Annotated in this window: 23 protein-coding genes and 1 pseudogene; 13 read left to right on the top strand and 11 right to left on the bottom strand. The window is 64.0% G+C overall.

The window, feature by feature from the left end:
- The 3 genes from C2U70_RS21295 to C2U70_RS21285 form a co-directional block, all read left to right on the top strand.
- The coding region (locus C2U70_RS21295) for a fasciclin domain-containing protein (protein ID WP_140980379.1) at positions 1-350 on the top strand (350 nt) is incomplete at its 5' end.
- 186 nt (positions 351-536) lie between these two features.
- Positions 537-1,166 carry a cytochrome b/b6 domain-containing protein gene (locus tag C2U70_RS21290; RefSeq protein ID WP_140980378.1) on the top strand — a complete coding sequence of 210 codons (630 nt, stop codon included), beginning with the start codon at positions 537-539 and terminating at the stop codon, positions 1,164-1,166.
- Positions 1,167-1,180: 14 nt separating this feature from the next.
- A complete protein-coding gene (locus C2U70_RS21285; protein ID WP_140980377.1) occupies positions 1,181-1,963 on the top strand; it encodes a molybdopterin-binding protein in 783 nt (260 codons plus the stop codon).
- A gap of 110 nt (positions 1,964-2,073) precedes the next feature.
- Here C2U70_RS21285 and C2U70_RS21280 read toward each other — a convergent pair whose 3' ends face one another.
- Complete coding sequence (locus C2U70_RS21280) at positions 2,074-3,261, bottom strand: YbfB/YjiJ family MFS transporter (RefSeq protein ID WP_140980376.1); 1,188 nt, start codon at positions 3,259-3,261, stop codon at positions 2,074-2,076.
- Between the two features lie 245 nt (positions 3,262-3,506).
- On the opposite strand from C2U70_RS21280, the gene leuB reads away from it, so the two are divergent.
- Both leuB and C2U70_RS21270 read left to right on the top strand, forming a co-directional pair.
- The gene (gene leuB, locus C2U70_RS21275) at positions 3,507-4,619 is read left to right on the top strand and encodes a 3-isopropylmalate dehydrogenase (protein ID WP_140980375.1); all 1,113 of its coding nucleotides are present in this window, start codon (positions 3,507-3,509) and stop codon (positions 4,617-4,619) included.
- Positions 4,620-4,791: 172 nt separating this feature from the next.
- Entirely contained in the window at positions 4,792-5,433 is a 642-nt protein-coding gene (locus C2U70_RS21270) for a DapH/DapD/GlmU-related protein (RefSeq protein ID WP_140980374.1), read from the top strand.
- 200 nt (positions 5,434-5,633) lie between these two features.
- Here the strand turns inward: C2U70_RS21270 and C2U70_RS21265 are convergent, their stop codons facing one another.
- Together C2U70_RS21265 and C2U70_RS21260 are read right to left on the bottom strand one after the other, a co-directional pair.
- The gene (locus C2U70_RS21265) at positions 5,634-6,038 is read right to left on the bottom strand and encodes a hypothetical protein (protein ID WP_140980373.1); all 405 of its coding nucleotides are present in this window, start codon (positions 6,036-6,038) and stop codon (positions 5,634-5,636) included.
- A 158-nt stretch (positions 6,039-6,196) separates the two neighbouring features.
- Positions 6,197-6,979, bottom strand: coding sequence for a hypothetical protein (locus C2U70_RS21260; protein WP_140980381.1), 783 nt, complete (start codon positions 6,977-6,979; stop codon positions 6,197-6,199).
- Between the two features lie 117 nt (positions 6,980-7,096).
- Between C2U70_RS21260 and C2U70_RS21255 the strand changes: the two genes are divergently transcribed.
- On the top strand, positions 7,097-8,131 hold the full coding sequence (locus tag C2U70_RS21255; RefSeq protein WP_140980372.1) for an aspartate-semialdehyde dehydrogenase: 1,035 nt from the start codon (positions 7,097-7,099) through the stop codon (positions 8,129-8,131).
- Positions 8,132-8,455: 324 nt separating this feature from the next.
- Here the strand turns inward: C2U70_RS21255 and C2U70_RS21250 are convergent, their stop codons facing one another.
- Entirely contained in the window at positions 8,456-9,100 is a 645-nt protein-coding gene (locus C2U70_RS21250; protein ID WP_140980371.1) for a carbonic anhydrase, read from the bottom strand.
- 101 nt (positions 9,101-9,201) lie between these two features.
- Here C2U70_RS21250 and C2U70_RS21245 point away from each other — a divergent pair, with 101 nt between their 5' ends.
- Together C2U70_RS21245 and C2U70_RS21240 are read left to right on the top strand one after the other, a co-directional pair.
- Entirely contained in the window at positions 9,202-10,095 is an 894-nt protein-coding gene (locus C2U70_RS21245) for an HpcH/HpaI aldolase/citrate lyase family protein (protein WP_140980370.1), read from the top strand.
- A gap of 127 nt (positions 10,096-10,222) precedes the next feature.
- On the top strand, positions 10,223-10,855 hold the full coding sequence (locus tag C2U70_RS21240) for a hypothetical protein (RefSeq protein ID WP_140980369.1): 633 nt from the start codon (positions 10,223-10,225) through the stop codon (positions 10,853-10,855).
- Between the two features lie 250 nt (positions 10,856-11,105).
- Here the strand turns inward: C2U70_RS21240 and C2U70_RS21235 are convergent, their stop codons facing one another.
- The 4 genes from C2U70_RS21235 to C2U70_RS21220 form a co-directional block, all read right to left on the bottom strand.
- A complete protein-coding gene (locus C2U70_RS21235) occupies positions 11,106-11,525 on the bottom strand; it encodes a DUF6455 family protein (RefSeq protein ID WP_140980368.1) in 420 nt (139 codons plus the stop codon).
- Between the two features lie 255 nt (positions 11,526-11,780).
- Complete coding sequence (locus C2U70_RS21230; protein ID WP_140980367.1) at positions 11,781-12,566, bottom strand: hypothetical protein; 786 nt, start codon at positions 12,564-12,566, stop codon at positions 11,781-11,783.
- 81 nt (positions 12,567-12,647) lie between these two features.
- Positions 12,648-13,253, bottom strand: coding sequence for a 3-isopropylmalate dehydratase small subunit (leuD, locus tag C2U70_RS21225; RefSeq protein ID WP_014490662.1), 606 nt, complete (start codon positions 13,251-13,253; stop codon positions 12,648-12,650).
- An 87-nt stretch (positions 13,254-13,340) separates the two neighbouring features.
- Entirely contained in the window at positions 13,341-13,925 is a 585-nt protein-coding gene (locus tag C2U70_RS21220; protein ID WP_140980366.1) for a pyridoxamine 5'-phosphate oxidase family protein, read from the bottom strand.
- 100 nt (positions 13,926-14,025) lie between these two features.
- On the opposite strand from C2U70_RS21220, the gene C2U70_RS21215 reads away from it, so the two are divergent.
- Positions 14,026-14,841, top strand: coding sequence for a helix-turn-helix transcriptional regulator (locus C2U70_RS21215; RefSeq protein WP_186294393.1), 816 nt, complete (start codon positions 14,026-14,028; stop codon positions 14,839-14,841).
- On the opposite strand, the gene C2U70_RS21210 is transcribed toward C2U70_RS21215, so the two are convergent.
- Positions 14,819-15,217, bottom strand: a complete 399-nt coding sequence (locus C2U70_RS21210) for a metallopeptidase family protein (RefSeq protein ID WP_140980364.1) — start codon at positions 15,215-15,217, stop codon at positions 14,819-14,821. The genes C2U70_RS21215 and C2U70_RS21210 overlap by 23 nt on opposite strands.
- A gap of 156 nt (positions 15,218-15,373) precedes the next feature.
- On the opposite strand from C2U70_RS21210, the gene C2U70_RS21205 reads away from it, so the two are divergent.
- Positions 15,374-15,652 (top strand): hypothetical protein, encoded by a 279-nt coding sequence (locus C2U70_RS21205; RefSeq protein WP_186294394.1) that lies wholly within the window; start codon positions 15,374-15,376, stop codon positions 15,650-15,652.
- A 5-nt stretch (positions 15,653-15,657) separates the two neighbouring features.
- On the opposite strand, the gene C2U70_RS21200 is transcribed toward C2U70_RS21205, so the two are convergent.
- A complete protein-coding gene (locus C2U70_RS21200; RefSeq protein ID WP_246666817.1) occupies positions 15,658-15,867 on the bottom strand; it encodes a hypothetical protein in 210 nt (69 codons plus the stop codon).
- Positions 15,868-16,065: 198 nt separating this feature from the next.
- Between C2U70_RS21200 and C2U70_RS21195 the strand changes: the two genes are divergently transcribed.
- Entirely contained in the window at positions 16,066-16,293 is a 228-nt protein-coding gene (locus tag C2U70_RS21195; RefSeq protein ID WP_140980362.1) for a hypothetical protein, read from the top strand.
- Positions 16,294-16,382: 89 nt separating this feature from the next.
- The gene (locus C2U70_RS21190; protein ID WP_140980361.1) at positions 16,383-16,643 is read left to right on the top strand and encodes a hypothetical protein; all 261 of its coding nucleotides are present in this window, start codon (positions 16,383-16,385) and stop codon (positions 16,641-16,643) included.
- Here C2U70_RS21190 and C2U70_RS21185 read toward each other — a convergent pair.
- Positions 16,640-16,939: a DUF1330 domain-containing protein gene (locus C2U70_RS21185; RefSeq protein WP_140980360.1), complete on the bottom strand. Its 300-nt coding sequence runs from the start codon at positions 16,937-16,939 to the stop codon at positions 16,640-16,642. The two genes, C2U70_RS21190 and C2U70_RS21185, sit on opposite strands and share 4 nt — an antisense overlap.
- Positions 16,940-17,110: 171 nt before the next feature.
- Between C2U70_RS21185 and C2U70_RS21180 the strand changes: the two are divergent.
- Positions 17,111-17,432, top strand: a pseudogene (locus tag C2U70_RS21180) (hypothetical protein); the annotation flags it as partial.

Genomic DNA, 17,432 nt, shown 5'->3' with positions numbered 1-17,432 from the left:
TCCAGACGCTGGAAGGCAAGGGCCCGTTCACGGTGTTCGCGCCGACCAACGCCGCCTTCGGCAAGCTGCCGGCCGGCACCGTCGAGACCTTGGTCAAGCCTGAGAACAAGGCGACCCTGACCAAGATCCTCACCTACCATGTCGTGCCCGGCAAGCTCGAGGCCTCCGATCTCACCGAAGGCAAGAAGCTGAAGACCGCCGAGGGCGAGGAGCTCACGGTCAAGAAGATGGACGGCAAGACCTGGATCGTCGATGCCAAGGGCGGCACCTCGATGGTCACGATCTCCAACGTCAACCAGTCGAACGGCGTCATCCATGTGGTCGACACCGTGCTGATGCCGGCGTCCTGAACACCAGACGACCCTGTTTCATCCCCCTGACAGGGTGCGGCGAAACGCGAGCCGGGGGTACCCCCGGCTCGCTTTTTTGTGACTACGATGCGCTCCTTGCATCGATTCGATAGGCCCGCCGGCGTAACGAAACGAACATTGTCGGCGTATAATTGCTGTCACGCGATCCCAGAGGACGGAACCGTCATGTCGACCCTCACAGCGTCAGAGGCCACCGCGAGCGCCGCGCCGGCCAAGATCATCCAGCCGGCCTGGGTCCGGACCATGCACTGGATCAACGCCGTCGCCATGATCCTGATGATCATGTCGGGCTGGCAGATCTACAACGCCTCGCCGCTGTTCGACTTCAGCTTCTCGCGCGACATCACGCTCGGCGGCTGGCTCGGCGGCGCGCTGCTCTGGCATTTTGCGGCGATGTGGCTGTTGATGATCAACGGCCTCGCCTATCTCGTCACCGGCTTTGCCACCGGCCGCTTCGCCAGGAAGCTGCTGCCGATCACGCCGGCGGGCGTGATATCAGACATCAAGGCCGCGCTGACCTTCAAGCTCAGCCATGACGATCTCACCGTCTACAATTACGTGCAGCGGACGCTCTATGCCGGCATCATCGTGGTCGGCGTGCTCGTGGTGCTGTCGGGCCTGTCGATCTGGAAGCCGGTGCAACTGCATTGGCTGGTGACGCTGTTCGGTGACTACCCGACCGCGCGCTACGTGCACTTCTTCTGCATGGCCGCGATCTGCGCCTTCCTCGTCATTCACGTCGCGCTTGCGCTGCTCGTTCCGAAGAGCCTGCGCGCGATGATCATCGGCCGCTGAAAGGGAGAACTGACATGGCCAAGCGTCCGTTCCTCATCCCCGGCGTCGACAAGCGTCTCCTCGTGAAGGACTCGCTGAAGGTGATGCCTGACCTCACCCGTCGCCGCTTCATCACGGCAGGCGCGAGCTTTGGCGCGCTGACCATGCTCACCGGCTGCGACGTGATCGACTCCTCGTCCGCCGAGGAGATGCTGAAGACGGTGTCGAAATTCAACGACGCCGTGCAGGCCTTCATCTTCAATCCGGATGCATTGGCGCCGACCTTTGCGGAGAGCGCGATCACAAAGCCGTTCCCGTTCAACGCCTATTACAGTCTGGACGAAGCGCCCGAGGTCGACGGCAAGGCCTGGAAGCTCGAGGTGCGCGGCCTCGTCGACAACAAGAAGTCGTGGACTTTGGACGAGCTCTACCAACTGCCGCAGGTCACGCAGATCACGCGGCATATCTGCGTCGAGGGCTGGAGCGCGATCGGTAGCTGGACCGGCACGCCGCTGCGCGATTTCCTGAAACTGGTCGGCGCCGACATGCGCGCGAAATATGTCTGGTTCCAGTGCGCCGACAAGGACGGCTACAACTCGCCGCTGGACATGCGCACCGCGCTGCATCCGCAGACGCAAATGACGTTCAAATTCGCCGGCGAAACCCTGCCGCGTGCCTATGGTTTCCCGATGAAGATCCGGGTGCCGACAAAACTCGGTTTCAAGAACCCCAAATACGTGCTCTCGATGGAAGTCACCAACGACTACAAGGGCGGCTATTGGGAAGACCAGGGGTATAATTCGTTTAGCGGGAGCTGATGGCTTCGTCATTCCGGGGCGCGCATAGCGCGAGCCCGGAATCCATTCATCCTCCGAGACCGCTGCCCGATGGATTCCGGGTTCTCGCTTCGCGAGCCCCGGAATGACAGCTAGGCCGGCCCGACCTTCCGCTGACACAGCGCCGCCACCGCCCCAATTGCCAGCAACGCCGCCGACACGTTCAATGCATACGACAGGCTCCCCAGCGCATCCGTGATCGCGCCGACCACGATCGGCCCGAGCGTCTGTCCGACGCCGAATGAAATCGTCATCGCCGCGATCGCGGTTGGCCACGCCGCCGGCGGGTAGTTGAAGCGCACGAAGGCTGTCGTCGAGCCGACCACCGCGAAGAAGGCGACGCCGAACACGATGGCCGAGGTCGCAAGCCATGCGGTCGACGTTCCCAGGATCGGCAGCGCCGCGCCGAGCGCGTTGGTGCCGAGGATAACAGCGGTGGCAAGCCCGCCGCGGTCGAGCGCCAGCACGCGCCGCCAGAACCACGGCGTGACGAAGGCGCTCAGCCCGATCAGGCTCCAGAACGCCGCCTGTGCCGGCGCGCCGCCGCCGGCATCGCGCACATAGGCGATCATGAAGGTCATGTAGGCGATGTAGCCCGCGCCGAACAGGAAGTAGGCGGCGAGATAGATCAGCACGGGCAATATCGCGAACGAGGCACCGCCGCCTGCCGCAAAATTCGCTGTCGTCTCGATCCGGGTCAGGAACAGCGGGATGGTCATGACGACCGACAGCAGCGTCAGCGCCCACCACACCACCCACCAGGAGCCCGGGCCGAACCATTGCAGCGTGAAGGGTGCAATGAGCCCGGAAGCGAGGATGCCGATGCCCGGGCCGGCATAGAACAGGCTGAGCAGGAAGTTCGCCCGCTCGGGCCGCGACTGCGCGATCCCCGCGGCGAGCGCGCCACCCGCCACGAAGGCCGCGGCCGCACCAAGGCCGGCGACCAGCCGGGCCAGGCTGAGAGCCCAAAAATTGCCGGTCAGCGCGCATAGCGCCAGCGACACGAGGCAGGCCAGGGTTCCGCCGCGGATCGCCGCCGCCCAGCCGACCCGCTTGATCAGCCGTGACGCCAGCAGCGCGCCCGCGAGATAGCCGACGGCGTTGATGGTGTTCATGAAACCGGCGGCCGAATAGGACCAGTGCAGGGAATCCCGCATGTCCGGCAGCACCAGCGCATAGGCAAAGCGGCCGATGCCGAGCCCGACGGTGGCGCCGAGCGACAGCGTCAGGATCAGCCGCGCAGGATGCGGGTAGCGCGGGGGGTGGTCAGGGGCGTGCAAGGGGGTACTCCGGCAGGGTCGGATTGTGACAGGCCCCGCCGTCCCTGCACAGCCGCATACCGGCAATGGTGTCTTGCCAAGCCTGCAATGCCGCACTAGCACTCCCGCCGACCGTCATTCCGGGGCGCGACGAAGTCGCGAGCCCGGAATCCATTTCGCCGCGTGTTCTGCCGCCCGATGGATTCCGGGCTCGCTTGCGTTGCTCGCGCCCCGGAATGACGAGAGAGGATCGAGAGGAATTGACCATGGCGACCCACAAACTGCTGCTGCTCCCCGGTGACGGCATCGGCCCCGAGGTGATGGGGGAAGTGAAGCGGCTGATCGACTGGCTGAACTCGGCCGGCATCGCGAAATTCGAGACCGATACCGGTCTCGTCGGCGGCTCCGCCTATGACGCGCACAAGGTGTCGATCTCCGAGGGCGACATGGCCAAGGCCAAGGACGCCGACGCCGTGATCTTCGGCGCGGTCGGCGGCCCGAAGTGGGATGCGGTGCCCTATGAGGTGCGCCCGGAGGCCGGTCTGCTTCGCCTGCGCAAGGATCTCGCGCTGTTCGCGAACTTGCGTCCCGCCGTGTGCTATCCGGCGCTGGCGGAGGCCTCGAGCCTGAAGCGCGAGGCGATCGAGGGCCTCGACATCATGATCGTGCGCGAGCTCACCGGCGGCGTCTATTTCGGCGAGCCCAAGACCATCACCGATCTCGGCAACGGCCAGAAGCGCGCCATCGATACCCAGGTCTACGACACCTATGAGATCGAGCGCATCGGCCGCGTCGCCTTCGAGCTGGCCCGGAAGCGCAAGAACAAGGTGACGTCGATGGAGAAGCGCAACGTCATGAAGTCGGGCGTGCTCTGGAACGAGGTCATGACGGCGCTCCACAAGCGCGAATACCCCGACGTCACGCTCGAGCACCAGCTCGCCGATTCCGGCGGCATGATGCTGGTGAAATGGCCCAAGCAATTCGACGTCATCGTGACGGACAATCTGTTCGGCGACATGCTGTCCGACATCGCGGCGATGCTCACGGGTTCGCTCGGCATGCTGCCCTCGGCCTCGCTCGGCGAGGTCGACGTCAAGAGCAAGAAGCGCAAGGCGCTGTATGAGCCCGTGCACGGCTCGGCGCCCGATATCGCAGGCCAGGGCCTCGCCAATCCGATCGCGATGCTGTCGTCCTTCGGCATGGCGCTGCGCTACTCCTTCGACATGGGGCTGCTGGCCGACAAGCTCGACGCGGCGATTGCCGCCGTGCTCGCAAGCGGCCTGCGCACCGCCGACATCAAGTCGGAAGGCACCAAGGCCGTCTCGACCACCCAGATGGGCGAAGCGATCCTGAAGGAACTGCAGAAGCTGCACGCGTAAGAACGCCGCTGTAGGGTGGGTTAGCGCAGCGATTGCGCGAAGCGCAATTCGCTGGGCGTAACCCACCACTTTGGTTTCCGCAGAGACAGAAGCGGTGGGTTACGCCGCGCGACAGCGCTTCGCGCAGCCGCGCAGCTAACCCACCCTACGCACCTTCATCGGAGCCGGCATCATGGACGCGCCACTTCGCCCCAAGCTCGCGGAAACCTTCATCCATGACACGGTCCGCCTGCGCGAGGCGCAGGTCGGGCGCCGTTGCGAAGTGCTGGCCAACACGCGCATCGAATATGCCGCGCTCGGCGACTACTCCTATCTCGGCGAGAATTGCGACGTCGCCGACGCCCAAATCGGAAAATTCACGGCCATCGCCAATGCGGTGCGGATCGGCGCGCCGAACCATCCGATGGGCCGTGCGTCCCAGCATCGCTTCACCTATTGCCCTGAATATTACGAGGCGAGCGCGACGCGCGACCGCGACTTCTTTGTGGATCGCCGCGGCGACCGCGTGATCGTCGGCAACGATGTCTGGATCGGGCACGCCGCGATCCTGCTGCCGGGTGTGAGGGTCGGCGACGGCGCTGTCATCGCGGCAGGCGCGGTCGTCAGCCGCGATGTCGAGCCCTACACGATCGTCGGCGGCGTTCCCGCGCGCCCCATCCGCAAGCGCTTCACCGATGCTGTCGCGGAAAGCCTGCGCCGCATCGCCTGGTGGGACTGGGCCGATGAGATCATCTTCGAACGCCTGAGCGATTTCCGCTCCGAGGCGATCGAAGAATTCTGCAGGCGCTACGACCCGGCGTTCGCGCGAGTGTAGTTCGTAGGGTGGGTTAGCACGTGGCCGCGCAAAGCGCGGTCCACTGGCGTAACCCACCTCTTTTGTTTCCGCGGTGACAGAAGCGGTGGGTTACGCGACGCGGCCAGCGCTTCGCGCCGCGTAGCTAACCCACCCTACGAAGCTCCAAACAAAACGGCCGGGCAAGCGCCCGGCCATTTTCAATTCTGCGGTCGCCGCACTCACCAATACAGCGGAAAGCTCTGCGGGTAGCCGCCGACATCGGCCGGCGTCGAGAGCGGCTGGCGGTCGAGCGGACGGTTGAGGTTTTCGCGCGCGAAGGACGGATAGCCCAGCGCGGGCGGGTAGGCGTAGTCGGTGAACTTGCGGTCGCCCGGATTGACCTCGGTGCCGCCATCCAGCCAGGAGCGCTTGCTCACATAGAGGCGGGTGCGCGGGCCCTGCTGATAGACCACGTTGGGGCCACCAGGGCCGTAATAGACGCGGCCGCGGTCGTCATAGCGCTGCTTCTTGGTGGCGGCGTCGGCAGAGGCCGCGAAGCCGACCACGGCAACGGCGCCCGCCGCAAGCCAGAGTGCCATTTTGTTCGCGGCCAATTTGCCAGCAGCCGTAAATTTCGAGCTCATCACGTCCCCTTCAGGCGGCAAGCCGCCAAAGCAATTTCGCCCCCATACTAGCGCGCCAACAATGGCCGCAACTAGGTCAATTGGGTCACACCGGGCCGGAATAATCGGACCCGTGGCGAAAAGTTGCATCAAATCCAGCCACTTGGACTTGCTGTGCCTCAAAGCGAGCCGCGCAATTGCGCGTTGGCCGCGCTGTTGACCCAGTCGGCCGGGCCGAGCGGCCCGCAGGCGCGCCGCTTGAGCTCGGCCTGGGCGAACAGCCCGGCGAGCTTTGGCTCGTTGCCCGAGGTCAGCAGCGTCAGCCGGTTCAGCGTGCAGGCGATCGCGGCGCGGCGGGCGGGCAGGGTATCGCCCTGGCAGGACCAGCCGGAGATCAGCAGCGCCGGCTGCTCGACCCGCTTGAGAAAGCCCAGGCAGGACGATGCCGGCTTCGCCGTGCCGGTGGGGCGAAACAGTGCGATCGGTCCGAACTTGGTGTCGATGGTACCGGCTTCCTCCAGCGAGACGAGCTCGCCGAGACCCATGCGTGCCGCCATGTCGGGGATGTTGGACTGCGCCGGGTCGAACTCGGCGCCGGGCCGGTAGATTTCGAGCTCGGCCGTGCCGCCGGCCCAGCGGATGACGTCCCGGCGGCCCCCTTCGGGGTGCCTCAGAATGGTGTAAGGCTCTGGCTTATCTGACGAATCGATCTGGCTGACGGCGAAAGCCGGGTGCGAGCGGTCGGCCACGATCCAGCCGGGCACCGCCGGGACCTCGTCGCCATGGAAGGCCGGCAACTGGCCGAGCGCGGCCAGGCCCAGGATGGCAAACAGCGCCAGCGTACCCACATAGGCGAACAGACGCGCGAACGTGCCGACGACCTCGTCGGCAAAACTGGCCATCGCCAGATGGAGTCTGGGCGCGCTGGGAGTTAAGGCCGAATCGGCCTGGTACGGCTGCATCGAATGCCCGGGGGACGCGGTCACACGTTGTCTTGGGCCCGGTTCTCGCATAGAAGCGCTGCGCTTCCCGTGTAAGCGTCAGCGCACGGCAAGGCATTTTTCTTCGGAGAGTGAACGATGGGTTACAAAGTCGCAGTCGTCGGCGCGACCGGCAATGTCGGACGGGAAATGCTCAACATTCTGGATGAGCGCAAATTCCCCGCCGACGAGGTCGTGGCGCTCGCCTCACGCCGCAGCATCGGCGTCGAGGTGTCCTATGGCGATCGCACCCTGAAGGTCAAAGCGCTCGAGCATTACGACTTCTCCGATGTCGACATCTGCCTGATGTCGGCCGGTGGCTCGGTGTCGAAGGAATGGTCGCCGAAGATCGGCGCCGCCGGCGCGGTCGTGATCGACAACTCCTCGGCCTGGCGCATGGATCCCGACGTGCCGCTGATCGTGCCCGAGGTGAATGCCGACGCGACCAAGGGCTTTGCCAAGAAGAACATCATCGCCAACCCGAACTGCTCGACCGCGCAGCTCGTCGTCGCGCTGAAGCCGCTGCACGACAAGGCCACCATCAAGCGCGTCGTGGTCTCGACCTATCAATCGGTGTCGGGCGCCGGCAAGGACGCGATGGACGAATTGTTCACGCAGACCAAGGCCGTCTACACCAACCAGGAGCTGGTCAACAAGAAATTCCCGAAGCGCATCGCCTTCAACGTCATCCCCCACATCGACGTCTTCATGGAGGACGGTTTCACCAAGGAAGAGTGGAAGATGATGGCGGAGACCAAGAAGATCCTTGATCCCAAGATCAAGCTCACCGCCACCTGCGTGCGCGTGCCCGTGTTCGTCGGTCACTCCGAGGCCGTCAACATCGAGTTCGAGAACCCGATCACCGCGGACGAGGCGCGCGAGATCCTGCGCAAGGCGCCGGGTTGCCTCGTCATCGACAAGCAGGAGCCTGGCGGCTACGCGACTCCTTACGAAGCGGCCGGCGAGGACGCCACCTATATCAGCCGCATCCGCGAGGACGCGACGGTGGAGAACGGTCTCGCGCTGTGGTGCGTGTCCGACAACCTCCGCAAGGGCGCCGCGCTGAACGCGATCCAGATCGCGGAAGTTTTGATCAACCGCAAGCTGATCACTGCGAAGAAGAAGGCGGCGTAAGAGCCGTAACGCTCGGTCTCGTAGGGTGGGCAACGGCGCATAGCGCCGTGCCCACCTTTTTTGTTGCCGCGAAAGAGGTGGGCACGCTTCGCTTTGCCCACCCTACAAATTCAATCTGCGTGGAAACACCTATGCCGCGTTCTTCGCGGCCCTGTCCAGCTCGTAGGGTGGGTTAGCGGTGCGGATGCGCGAAGCGCGATCCGCTAAGCGTAACCCACCACTTCTGTTACCGCGGAGACTCAAGCGGTGGGTTACGCCCAGCGAATGCGCTTCGCGCAATCGCAAGGCTAACCCACCCTACGAATCCATTCAGCGTGGAAAGATTTACGCCGCGTCCTTGGCGTTGCGAAATTCCTTCGCCGCCTTGTCCAGCACGAACAGCGATCCCTCCGCGACGCCAAAGTAAGCGCCGTGGGTCTGCATCTGGCCGCTCTCGACGGCCTTGCGCACGAAGGGGAAGGTCATCAGGTTTTCCAGGCTGCGGAACACCGCGGCCTTCTCGATGCGCTCGACGAACTGCGCCATGCTCTCATGGTCGCGCTGCTCGACCACCTCGCCGGGCTTGATGAACATCTGCATCCATTTGCCGATGAAATCGCCGGGCGTGAGCGGCTCGATCTTGTCGACGAAGGCGCGGATGCCGCCGCACTGGGCGTGGCCGAGCACCACGATGTGCTTCACCTTCAGCACCGTCACCGCATATTCCAGCGCCGCGGAGACGCCGTGCGCGTTGCCGTCGGGCTGATACACCGGCACCAGATTGGCGATGTTGCGGACGACGAACAGTTCGCCGGGGCCGACGTCGAAGATCACCTCGGGTGAGACGCGACTATCGCAGCAGCCGATCACCATCACTTCGGGCGACTGGCCCTTCACCGACAGCTCGCGATAGCGCGTCTGCTCGGTCGGCAGCCGTTGCGTCGAGAAGGCCTGGTAGCCGTCCAGCAAGTGTTTTGGGAATGTCATCATGGCCCCATGCCTAATCATATACCGCCGGGCCGAACAAGCCTTTCGAATGGGCAGTCGAAATGGTATCGCGACCCCCGAGACTGAGTTTTGAGGGAACCCCGATGACCCGCCCGCGCCGCAGCCATTTGTTCATGCCCGGCTCCAACCCGCGCGCGCTGGAAAAGGCGCGGAACCTGCCGGCCGACGGCCTGATTCTGGACCTCGAGGATTCCGTCGCCCCCGAGGCCAAGGCAGTGGCGCGGGATCAGATCGCGGCGGCGATCGCGGCCAGGGGTTTTGGCAAACGCGAGATCCTGATCCGGACCAACGGCCTCGACACGCCCTGGTGGGGCGACGATCTCGCGATGGCCGCAAAGGCCTCGCCTGACGGCGTCCTCGTGCCAAAGGTGTCGAGCGCAGAAGATCTCGACCTGATCGGCGGCCGTCTCGCCGAGCTCGGCGCCGCACCCACCGTCAAGGTTTGGGCGATGATCGAAACGTCGCGTGCCGTGCTGCACGCGGAAGAACTCTCCGCTGCCTCGCGCGATCCCAAAATACGTTTAGATTCGCGGCTCGCCGGTTTCGTGTTCGGTCCGAACGACATCTCACGCGAGACGCGGATCAGGATGCTGCCGGGACGCGCCGCGATGATCCCGATGATCACGCATTGCATCCTGGCGACGCGCCTGCACGGCCTCGAAATCCTCGACGGGCCCTACAGCGACATCAACAACAGCGGAGGCTTTGCGGAAGAATGCGCGCAGGGCCGCGATCTCGGCTTTGACGGCAAGACGCTGATCCATCCCTCGCAGATCGACGCCTGCAACGCCATCTTCACGCCGCCGGAGGACGAGGTCGCGCGCGCGCGAAAAATCATCGCGGCGTTCGAATTGCCGGAGAACGCCTCGCGCGGCGCCATCAGGCTCGACGGTGCGATGGTGGAGCGCCTGCACGCCGACATGGCCCGCCGCACCATCGCAATCGCGGATGCGATCGCCGCGATGGGGAAGCCGTAAGCGGAAACGATCTCTCTCGTGTCCCGGACGCGATGCGGCGCGTAGTGCCGCTCCGCAGAGCCGGGACCCATCTTGCCGTTAGTTGGGTTATCCGAGGTGTTAGCTGTTCGCCTTATGGACTGAAGCTATGCATGCCATATCGCTGCTTTCTCGGTTGCTTGCTGTTGCCGGACTACTGGCGTTCGCATCCGCTCCAGCGACGTTCGCGCAGGATAAGTCGGATGCTGACATTGCGCGCCTCTCGCTGGATGCATATCGGCAATGGTCTGCCATCTCCCGTGGAAGGACAGATTTCGAGATTTCGGATCCTGTACGCATGCCGGGTTTGTTAGGTCTTGCGGCCGAGCAGGGGGGCTGTCGTTACAAGGAGGACATCGCAAATTTTCCAGTTCGTTTTATGAAGCTGGAAGGTCGCCGCCTTGCCTTTGTATTTTGTCCTGGAGTCATCAGTTCGTATCAGATTTTTGACCTCACGGATCTGCGTAAGCCAGTTCTGCTTGCACTTCCCTTCGCGGTGCCACCCGACGGCTTTGGTACGGCTACGCGGCCAGGCTCGATCAGGTGGGTCAAGGAGGCCAGTGTTTTTGAAAGCGAACGAGGCTCCGATGTGCTTCCGAGTTCGCGTGTACGCCACACCTATCGGTTCGGTCCAAATGGATTTGTCGTGGTGCGCGTTGAGGTGCAACAAGATGGAGTAGGCGGCTGGACCACAATATGGGAAGCGCAGCGGTGGTCGCCGTCTCCGGTGAACCCGAACTGACTGACGTCCTCTTGCTGCCCGCCATGCCGCAATTGCGATCGCCGATGCAATTGCTGGGCCCCGGCTCTGCAGCGCATCACAAGAGTGCTGCGCTGCGTCCGGGGCACGAGAGTGGACGCGGATGGATTGTGAGCCGCAACGCCATATCAGAAAATCCCGCCCGCGTTGCGCAGGTGGATCATGAGCAGTGCGGCGACCGCAAGCACGAGCACGACGCCAATATGAACCGGTGCGATGCGCATGTCTCAGCTCAATGGCTCGTGGCGGCCGTGTGTTCCAGCGTCTCGAGCGTATCGGCGTTGAGGCAGTATTCGTGAAAGTGCTCGGCGGCCTCGCCTGCGGCGAGATCGCGGTGACACCTGGCCTTGTCGGGGCAGAGCGCGCAGACCCGCTCGAGGTCGCGCAGCAGCAGCGGCTGGGTGCGGCTCAGGCGCTCCTCGTCGATGCCGAGCGCTTCGAGCATTTTTGGCAACTCGTCGGCGGCGTGCGGTCCGTTGCGAACCAGTTGCTCCAGCTCGCCCGGTGACACCCGCAGATCGCTCGCGATGCGGTCGAAATTGTAGCGGTCCAGCTCGCGCATTTCCTTCAGCTCGCGCCGATGCTTGAGCCAGCCGGCGAACGCGTCGATCATGTCCTGAACCACGGGATAGGGTCTGGTTTCGGTGCTCATGGCGAAGCTCCATTCGGCTGCCAGCAATTGGCGCCAAATAGACCACGTCGGCAAAATAGCGCGTTGCGCTGGATCAAATTCGACGGAAGCTCAGCCTCGTGCCCCGGACGCAGCGCAGCGCGTTTGCGTTGCGCTGCTGAGCCGGGGTCCATGCGGCAATGTGGGTCCCGGCTCTGCGGCGCGTCACCATAGCGCGTCAAAGACGCGCGTGATCGCGCTTTCGGTGCCGCGCCGCGTCCGGGACACGAGAGCCGGTTAGCCAAACCGCTCCACCGCCCACGCAAACAAGCTGCCGGGGATCGGCGGCTGCAGCGAGCGGCCCTTGCCGGAGATGTGAAAGCCGATCACCTCGGGATTGTTGATCAGCGCGCTGAAATCGCCGGGATCGAAGAACAGCCTTGGCTCCGAATGCACCGAATAGAACGACGCCTTCGGCAACGCATTTTTCAGATCGCCCGAGCGTTTCGCGAGGATGGTGAGCGCCGGCGGGCCGTAGATGGCGATGCGCAGGTCAGAGACACGGTGCGAGCCGCCGCCGAGCCGCTTCATCGCAAAGCTCAGGCGATGGCTCAGCGACAGCCATTCCGGCGTCAGCTCGTCCTGCGCCATCAGGCCTTCGAAGGCGCGGACGATTGCGTGGTCATGCGGCAGGTACAGCACGGAGTTGCCGAGCCGGCGCGATCGCTCCCAGGCGAAGTAGGGTTTTGCGGGATCGAACGTGACGGGTTTGAGCAGCACGACGTCGGCGTCCATCCAGAGGCCCGCCTTCTTCGTCATCAGCTTCATGCGGAAGAAGTCGCTGAACTGCAGCGTGGTCCAGTCGCGCCACCTTCCGTCCGGTTGCGGCGGCCGCAGCTTTTCGGAGAAGGCGTGCGGCAAGATCGCTTCGGCCTCCGCATTGTCGACGCCGGCCGGCAGGCCGGGGATGGTGTCAAAACTGTAGACGGTGACCTTGTGGCCGGCCGCGACCTGCGAGCGCAGACAGGTCTGGCGCAAGGTATCGAGCGGGCCATGCCAGAAGGTGACGATCTCAGGCAACATGGGCGGGAGCTATAACGGACAATGGGGGCAAAGAAAAAGCCCCGGCGCTGTCAGCACCGGGGCTCGAACGGAAGATGAGACTTAAGCCCAGGCGCGCTCGCGCTTGAGCTTCTCTTCATAGGTGTCGATCGAGGCCTTCTTCTCCATCGTCAGGCCGATGTCGTCGAGGCCGTTGATCAGGCAGTGCTTGCGGAACGGATCGATCTCGAACTTGACCTTGCCGCCATCGGGACCGCGAATTTCCTGGTTCGGCAGGTCGATCGTCAGCGTCGCATTGGCGCCGCGCTCGGCGTCGTCAAAGAGCTTGTCGAGGTCTTCCTGGCTGACACGGATCGGCAAAATGCCGTTCTTGAAGCAGTTGTTGTAGAAGATGTCGCCGAACGAGGTCGAGATCACGCAGCGGATGCCGAAGTCGAGCAGCGCCCAGGGCGCGTGCTCGCGGCTCGAGCCGCAGCCAAAATTGTCGCCGGCGACCAGCACCTTCGAATTGCGATAGGCCGGCTGGTTGAGCACGAAGTCCGGGTTTTCGCTGCCGTCGTCCTTGTAGCGCTGCTCGGAGAACAGGCCCTTGCCAAGTCCGGTGCGCTTGATGGTCTTGAGGTACTGCTTCGGAATGATCATGTCGGTGTCGACATTGATGATCTTCAGCGGCGCCGCGACGCCTTCCAGCGTGGTGAACTTGTCCATTGTAGTCTTCCCGGTTCGAAGTCAGGGGAGGGCTGTTTAGCCCGGTTGGTGCACGAATCCTAGGCCGGATTCGGCAATCTTGGTCTGTCAGACCTGATCTGTCAGCGCCTGCGGAGCCATGCTGTCGGGGGCAAAGCCGGTCGGCAGGCCGTCGATGCTCTTCATGTTCTTCAGGCCCCAGTATTTTCGCAAATTGTTGACGCCCTGCGCCGTCCAGTAGCGCACGAGGCTGCCGCGCTCCTGCTTGTAGTCGAACAGGGGCACGCCCATGCCGCACGACGTCTGCACGAGCTCGACCGAGAGGCGCACGATCTGGCGCGCGCCTTCCATGTCGTCGAACTTGGGAACGAGATCGGCGTATTCGGGCGTGCCGCGCATCAGCGATCGGCCCTGGCCATAGAGCCGCAGGATCACCGGATTGCCCTCGAAGGCGCAAAACATGATGGTCAGCCGCTTGTCGTCGGAGGCACTCAGGTGCGCGCGGGTCTCGCTGCCGCTGCCGGTGCAATCGAGATAGGCGACGTCATTGTCTCCGAGCACCCGGAACGACGACAGGCCCTTGGGCGACACGTTGATGCGTCCCTGCGGCGGGGCGCTCGCGACGAAGAAGATTTTTTGCCGCTCGATGAAGGCCCGGTGCTCGGGTTCGATCCGCGCGAATTGCTTGCCCATGTCCGTAGCGTCCTTTGCGCAGCGACGACGTCGAGGTCATAAGCTAGCATGCATTAGGTACCGGTTTAAGAATAGAGTTTATACTGGTATAAGAACCACCATGATAGCCCCTGACCCGATCGCCCCGGCCCTCTCGCTCAGCGCGTTCCTGCGGGCGCTGAGGGAGCGCCAGTCTCCGGCAGAATTCGGCCTCGCCACCGGATCGCGCCGGCGCACGCCCGGCCTCCGGCGTGAGGAGGTCGCCCAGCTCTGCGGCTTGAGCGTCACCTGGTACACCTGGATCGAGCAGGGGCGCGATGTGTCCGTCTCCGCTTCGGCGCTTGCGCGCCTCGCGCGCGGATTGCGTCTGTCACGCGCCGAGCGCAGCTATTTGTTCGAAGTTGCCGGCAAGCGCGATCCCGAGCGTCCCGGCCACAGGGATGATCCGCCCGACGAGGTGCTGGCCTGCGTCGATGCGATCGATGGTCCGGCCTACATCCTCGATCGCACCTGGGGCGCGCGCCGCTGGAATGCGAAAGCATCTCGGCTGTTCGCAGGATGGCTCGATGCCGACGGCGAAAAAAATCTGCTGCGCTACATCTTCCTCAGGCCCGAGGCGCGAACCCTGATTCTCGACTGGACATCGCGCGCGCAGCGCGTCGTCGCCGAGTTCCGCGCCGCTGTCACGGCCTATTCCGACGATCCGGATATTCGCCGGCTCGTCGAGGAACTGAGACTCGGAAGCCCCGACTTCGAGCGCTGCTGGGAGACGCAAGGGGTGCTGGCACGCGAGGGCGGCGAACGTGCGTTCGATCATCCGACCATGGGACTGCTGCACTATCAGCAGGTGTCGCTGTCGCTCGCGGGCTGGCCCGACTATCGGCTGACGATGCTTCTCGCTGCCAGCCCGCGTCCTACTCCGCCTGAGCCTCAATAGCCTCCATGTCGTCGTCCGAGAGGCCGAAGTGGTGGCCGATCTCGTGGATCAGGACGTGGCGGACGATATGGCCGATGGTCTCGTCATGCTCGGCCCAGTAATCGAGGATCGGGCGGCGGTAGAGCCAGACCATGTTGGGCAGGCGGGGGATGTCGCCGGAAGACTGGTGCGGCAGGCCGATGCCCTGGAACAGGCCGAGCAGGTCGAACTCGCTCTCGCATTGCATCTCGTCGAGCACCTCATCGGTCGGGAAGTCGTCGACCCGGATGATCACGCCCTCGCACAATTTGCGAAATTGTGCAGGGAGGCGCTCAAAAATGTCGTGCGCCAACACTTCCATGTCGGCTAGTGAGGGCGCTTTCAGGTCAGTCCACATGGGTTCTCTTTAGCGCGGGTTCCAAGGCGATGCATCCAGCCTTATAACGGCTAACGTGGTTGACGCGGCTCACGAAAACGGGGAGCGTACGCCGCGCTTTTGGGGACGTTTGCAGTGAGTGGGACGATGCGGATAGCGGCAGTGGCGGTACTGTGCATGGGGTTGTTTTCGCCGTTTTTTGCCGCCGAAGCCCAGCCGGCCGGGAACCGGATCCAGCTCGCGCAAGCCGTGCCGCCCGACGCCCCGCCGCGCAAGCGGCCGCCGGCCAGGCTTCGCGTCAACCCCTATTACGATGAAGGCCAGCCGTGGGTTTACCCGCGCTACAATCCCGGCCCCGGCGCCGTGCGCGAGTGCAACGCCACCTATGTGCAGGAATATCGGCCGAGCGGCACGGTGATCGTGCCACGCATGAGCTGCTACTGGCGCCGCGGCTGAGCGATTTATTGATTGCGCAGCGCGCCGATCAAGCCGGCGCCGACGATCAGCGCCGAGGCGCCATAGACCAGGATCGCCATCACCGCCTGCGTGAAGGTACCAGCCGTTCCCGTGTCGACGCCCGGCCCCTGCGCGGCGAGTGCTGCGCTCGCGCCAAGGAGCGCGCACGCCGCGATGCTGAAGCGGGATATTCGCAAACCACGAGATCGGACCATGACCATCTCCTGCGTTCGTTCGATCAGGCTGGCTGTGGCGGCGCGGGTGAAAGCCTGCGCTGACGTCGTAGACAGTGCCGCGGCTCGTTTGCATTCATCATTGCGGCAGGGACATTCATACACGATTCAGGTCGTACCCTCTAGCGTTCTCCCCAACGTCGCCACTCGACGTTCGAATGAGATCGGAGGAGGAACGTGATGTCATCTACGAGAGTCCTGGCAAGTGCGCTCGGCGTCGCCGCGGTCGGCGCATTGTTTGCCCTGGCCGCACCGGCCGAGCGGGCGCAGGCTGCATCGCTGATCAATCCGGGCGCCGCCCAAATGGTGCAGGACGCCGCTCAGCCGGCAACGGAAGTGCATTGGCGCGGGCATCGCTGGCACCACCGACACTGGCGCTGGCACCGCTGGCATCACCGTCACTGGTGATATCCACGAAACAGGTCCGAATGACGGACCTGTTTTCGCTTGCGGATGACGTCATGGAGCCCGCATGCTGGTGACTTGCGGAGGGTGGCATGACGAAATGGATCGGGCTGGTCGCGGCGATTGGCATTGTGGGCCTGGTGCCTGCTGCACCGTCGGTTGCCGCGACACCGTCGGCAACGAAGCCTCAGGCGACGGACATCGGCGCGCGGCGACATGATCGCAAGCCCAGTGTGTATCGCTCGGCCGCGCCCTACGAGCCGCGCTACTACGCGCGGCCCTATTACTATCGGCCCTATCCCTATGGCGTGCCGGCGCCCTTCGTGTTCACCTTCGGGCCTTACTGGCGTTAGCCAGCGGGGCTAAATCCCTTCACCAGCAGCACGGTTGCCTGCGCGCCCGCCTTGCGGTCTTTCGATATCTCAACGTAGTCAGGCGCGGCCGAGAAAGCGTGGAACGACGCCTCGTCGGGAAACGACATCATCACCAGCTTGTCGCAGGCCCAGTCGCCTTCGAGCACGAGCGGGCTTTCATCGGCGGCGAGCAGCCGCCCGTTGAACTTGCGGAACACGTCGAAGAATTTTGCCTGATAGCGGTCGTAGGTCGCACGGTCCGTCATCTTCAGTTGTGCGATCGCGTAGACGGTCATTTCAAGTTTCCTCTCGCATCACGGCGCAGCAGCCGCGACTCCTGTTCATTCATGAGGCGTTCACCTCGCTGTCTCTAATTTAATCTTGGGAGCGACCGCAACTGGAGAGGGCTGGCGCAGACAACAGGCGTGCCTGCAAGAGCTCCGCTGTTTGCAAACAGGGAGAGGTTGATGCTGAGGATTATCGATCCCCAGGTAAGTGTGAAGACGCGCTTGCTGCGTGGCCTCGGGCTTGCGGCGGTGGCGACGCTGATGTTGTCGGCGGGCACAGCGCAGCGCGCCGAAGCGGTGACCTTGATCAATCCGGCCACGGTGCCTGCGGCGAAGGCTGCGACCGACGACGGGATCATCCAGGTTCGCCACGGTGGCGGTGGCCATGGCGGTCACTTTCATGGCGGCGGTTTCCGCGGTGGTGGTTTCCATGGCGGCGGCTTCCGGGCCGGAGGTTTCCACGGCGGCGGCTTCCGCGCAGCGCCGGTCTATCGCAGCCATA

This window comes from Bradyrhizobium guangdongense (assembly GCF_006483445.1).
Taxonomy (GTDB): Bacteria; Pseudomonadota; Alphaproteobacteria; order Rhizobiales; family Xanthobacteraceae; genus Bradyrhizobium; species Bradyrhizobium guangdongense_A.
The sequence above is the reverse complement of the archived record's forward strand: the minus strand, read 5'-3'. Positions and strand labels throughout refer to the sequence as shown.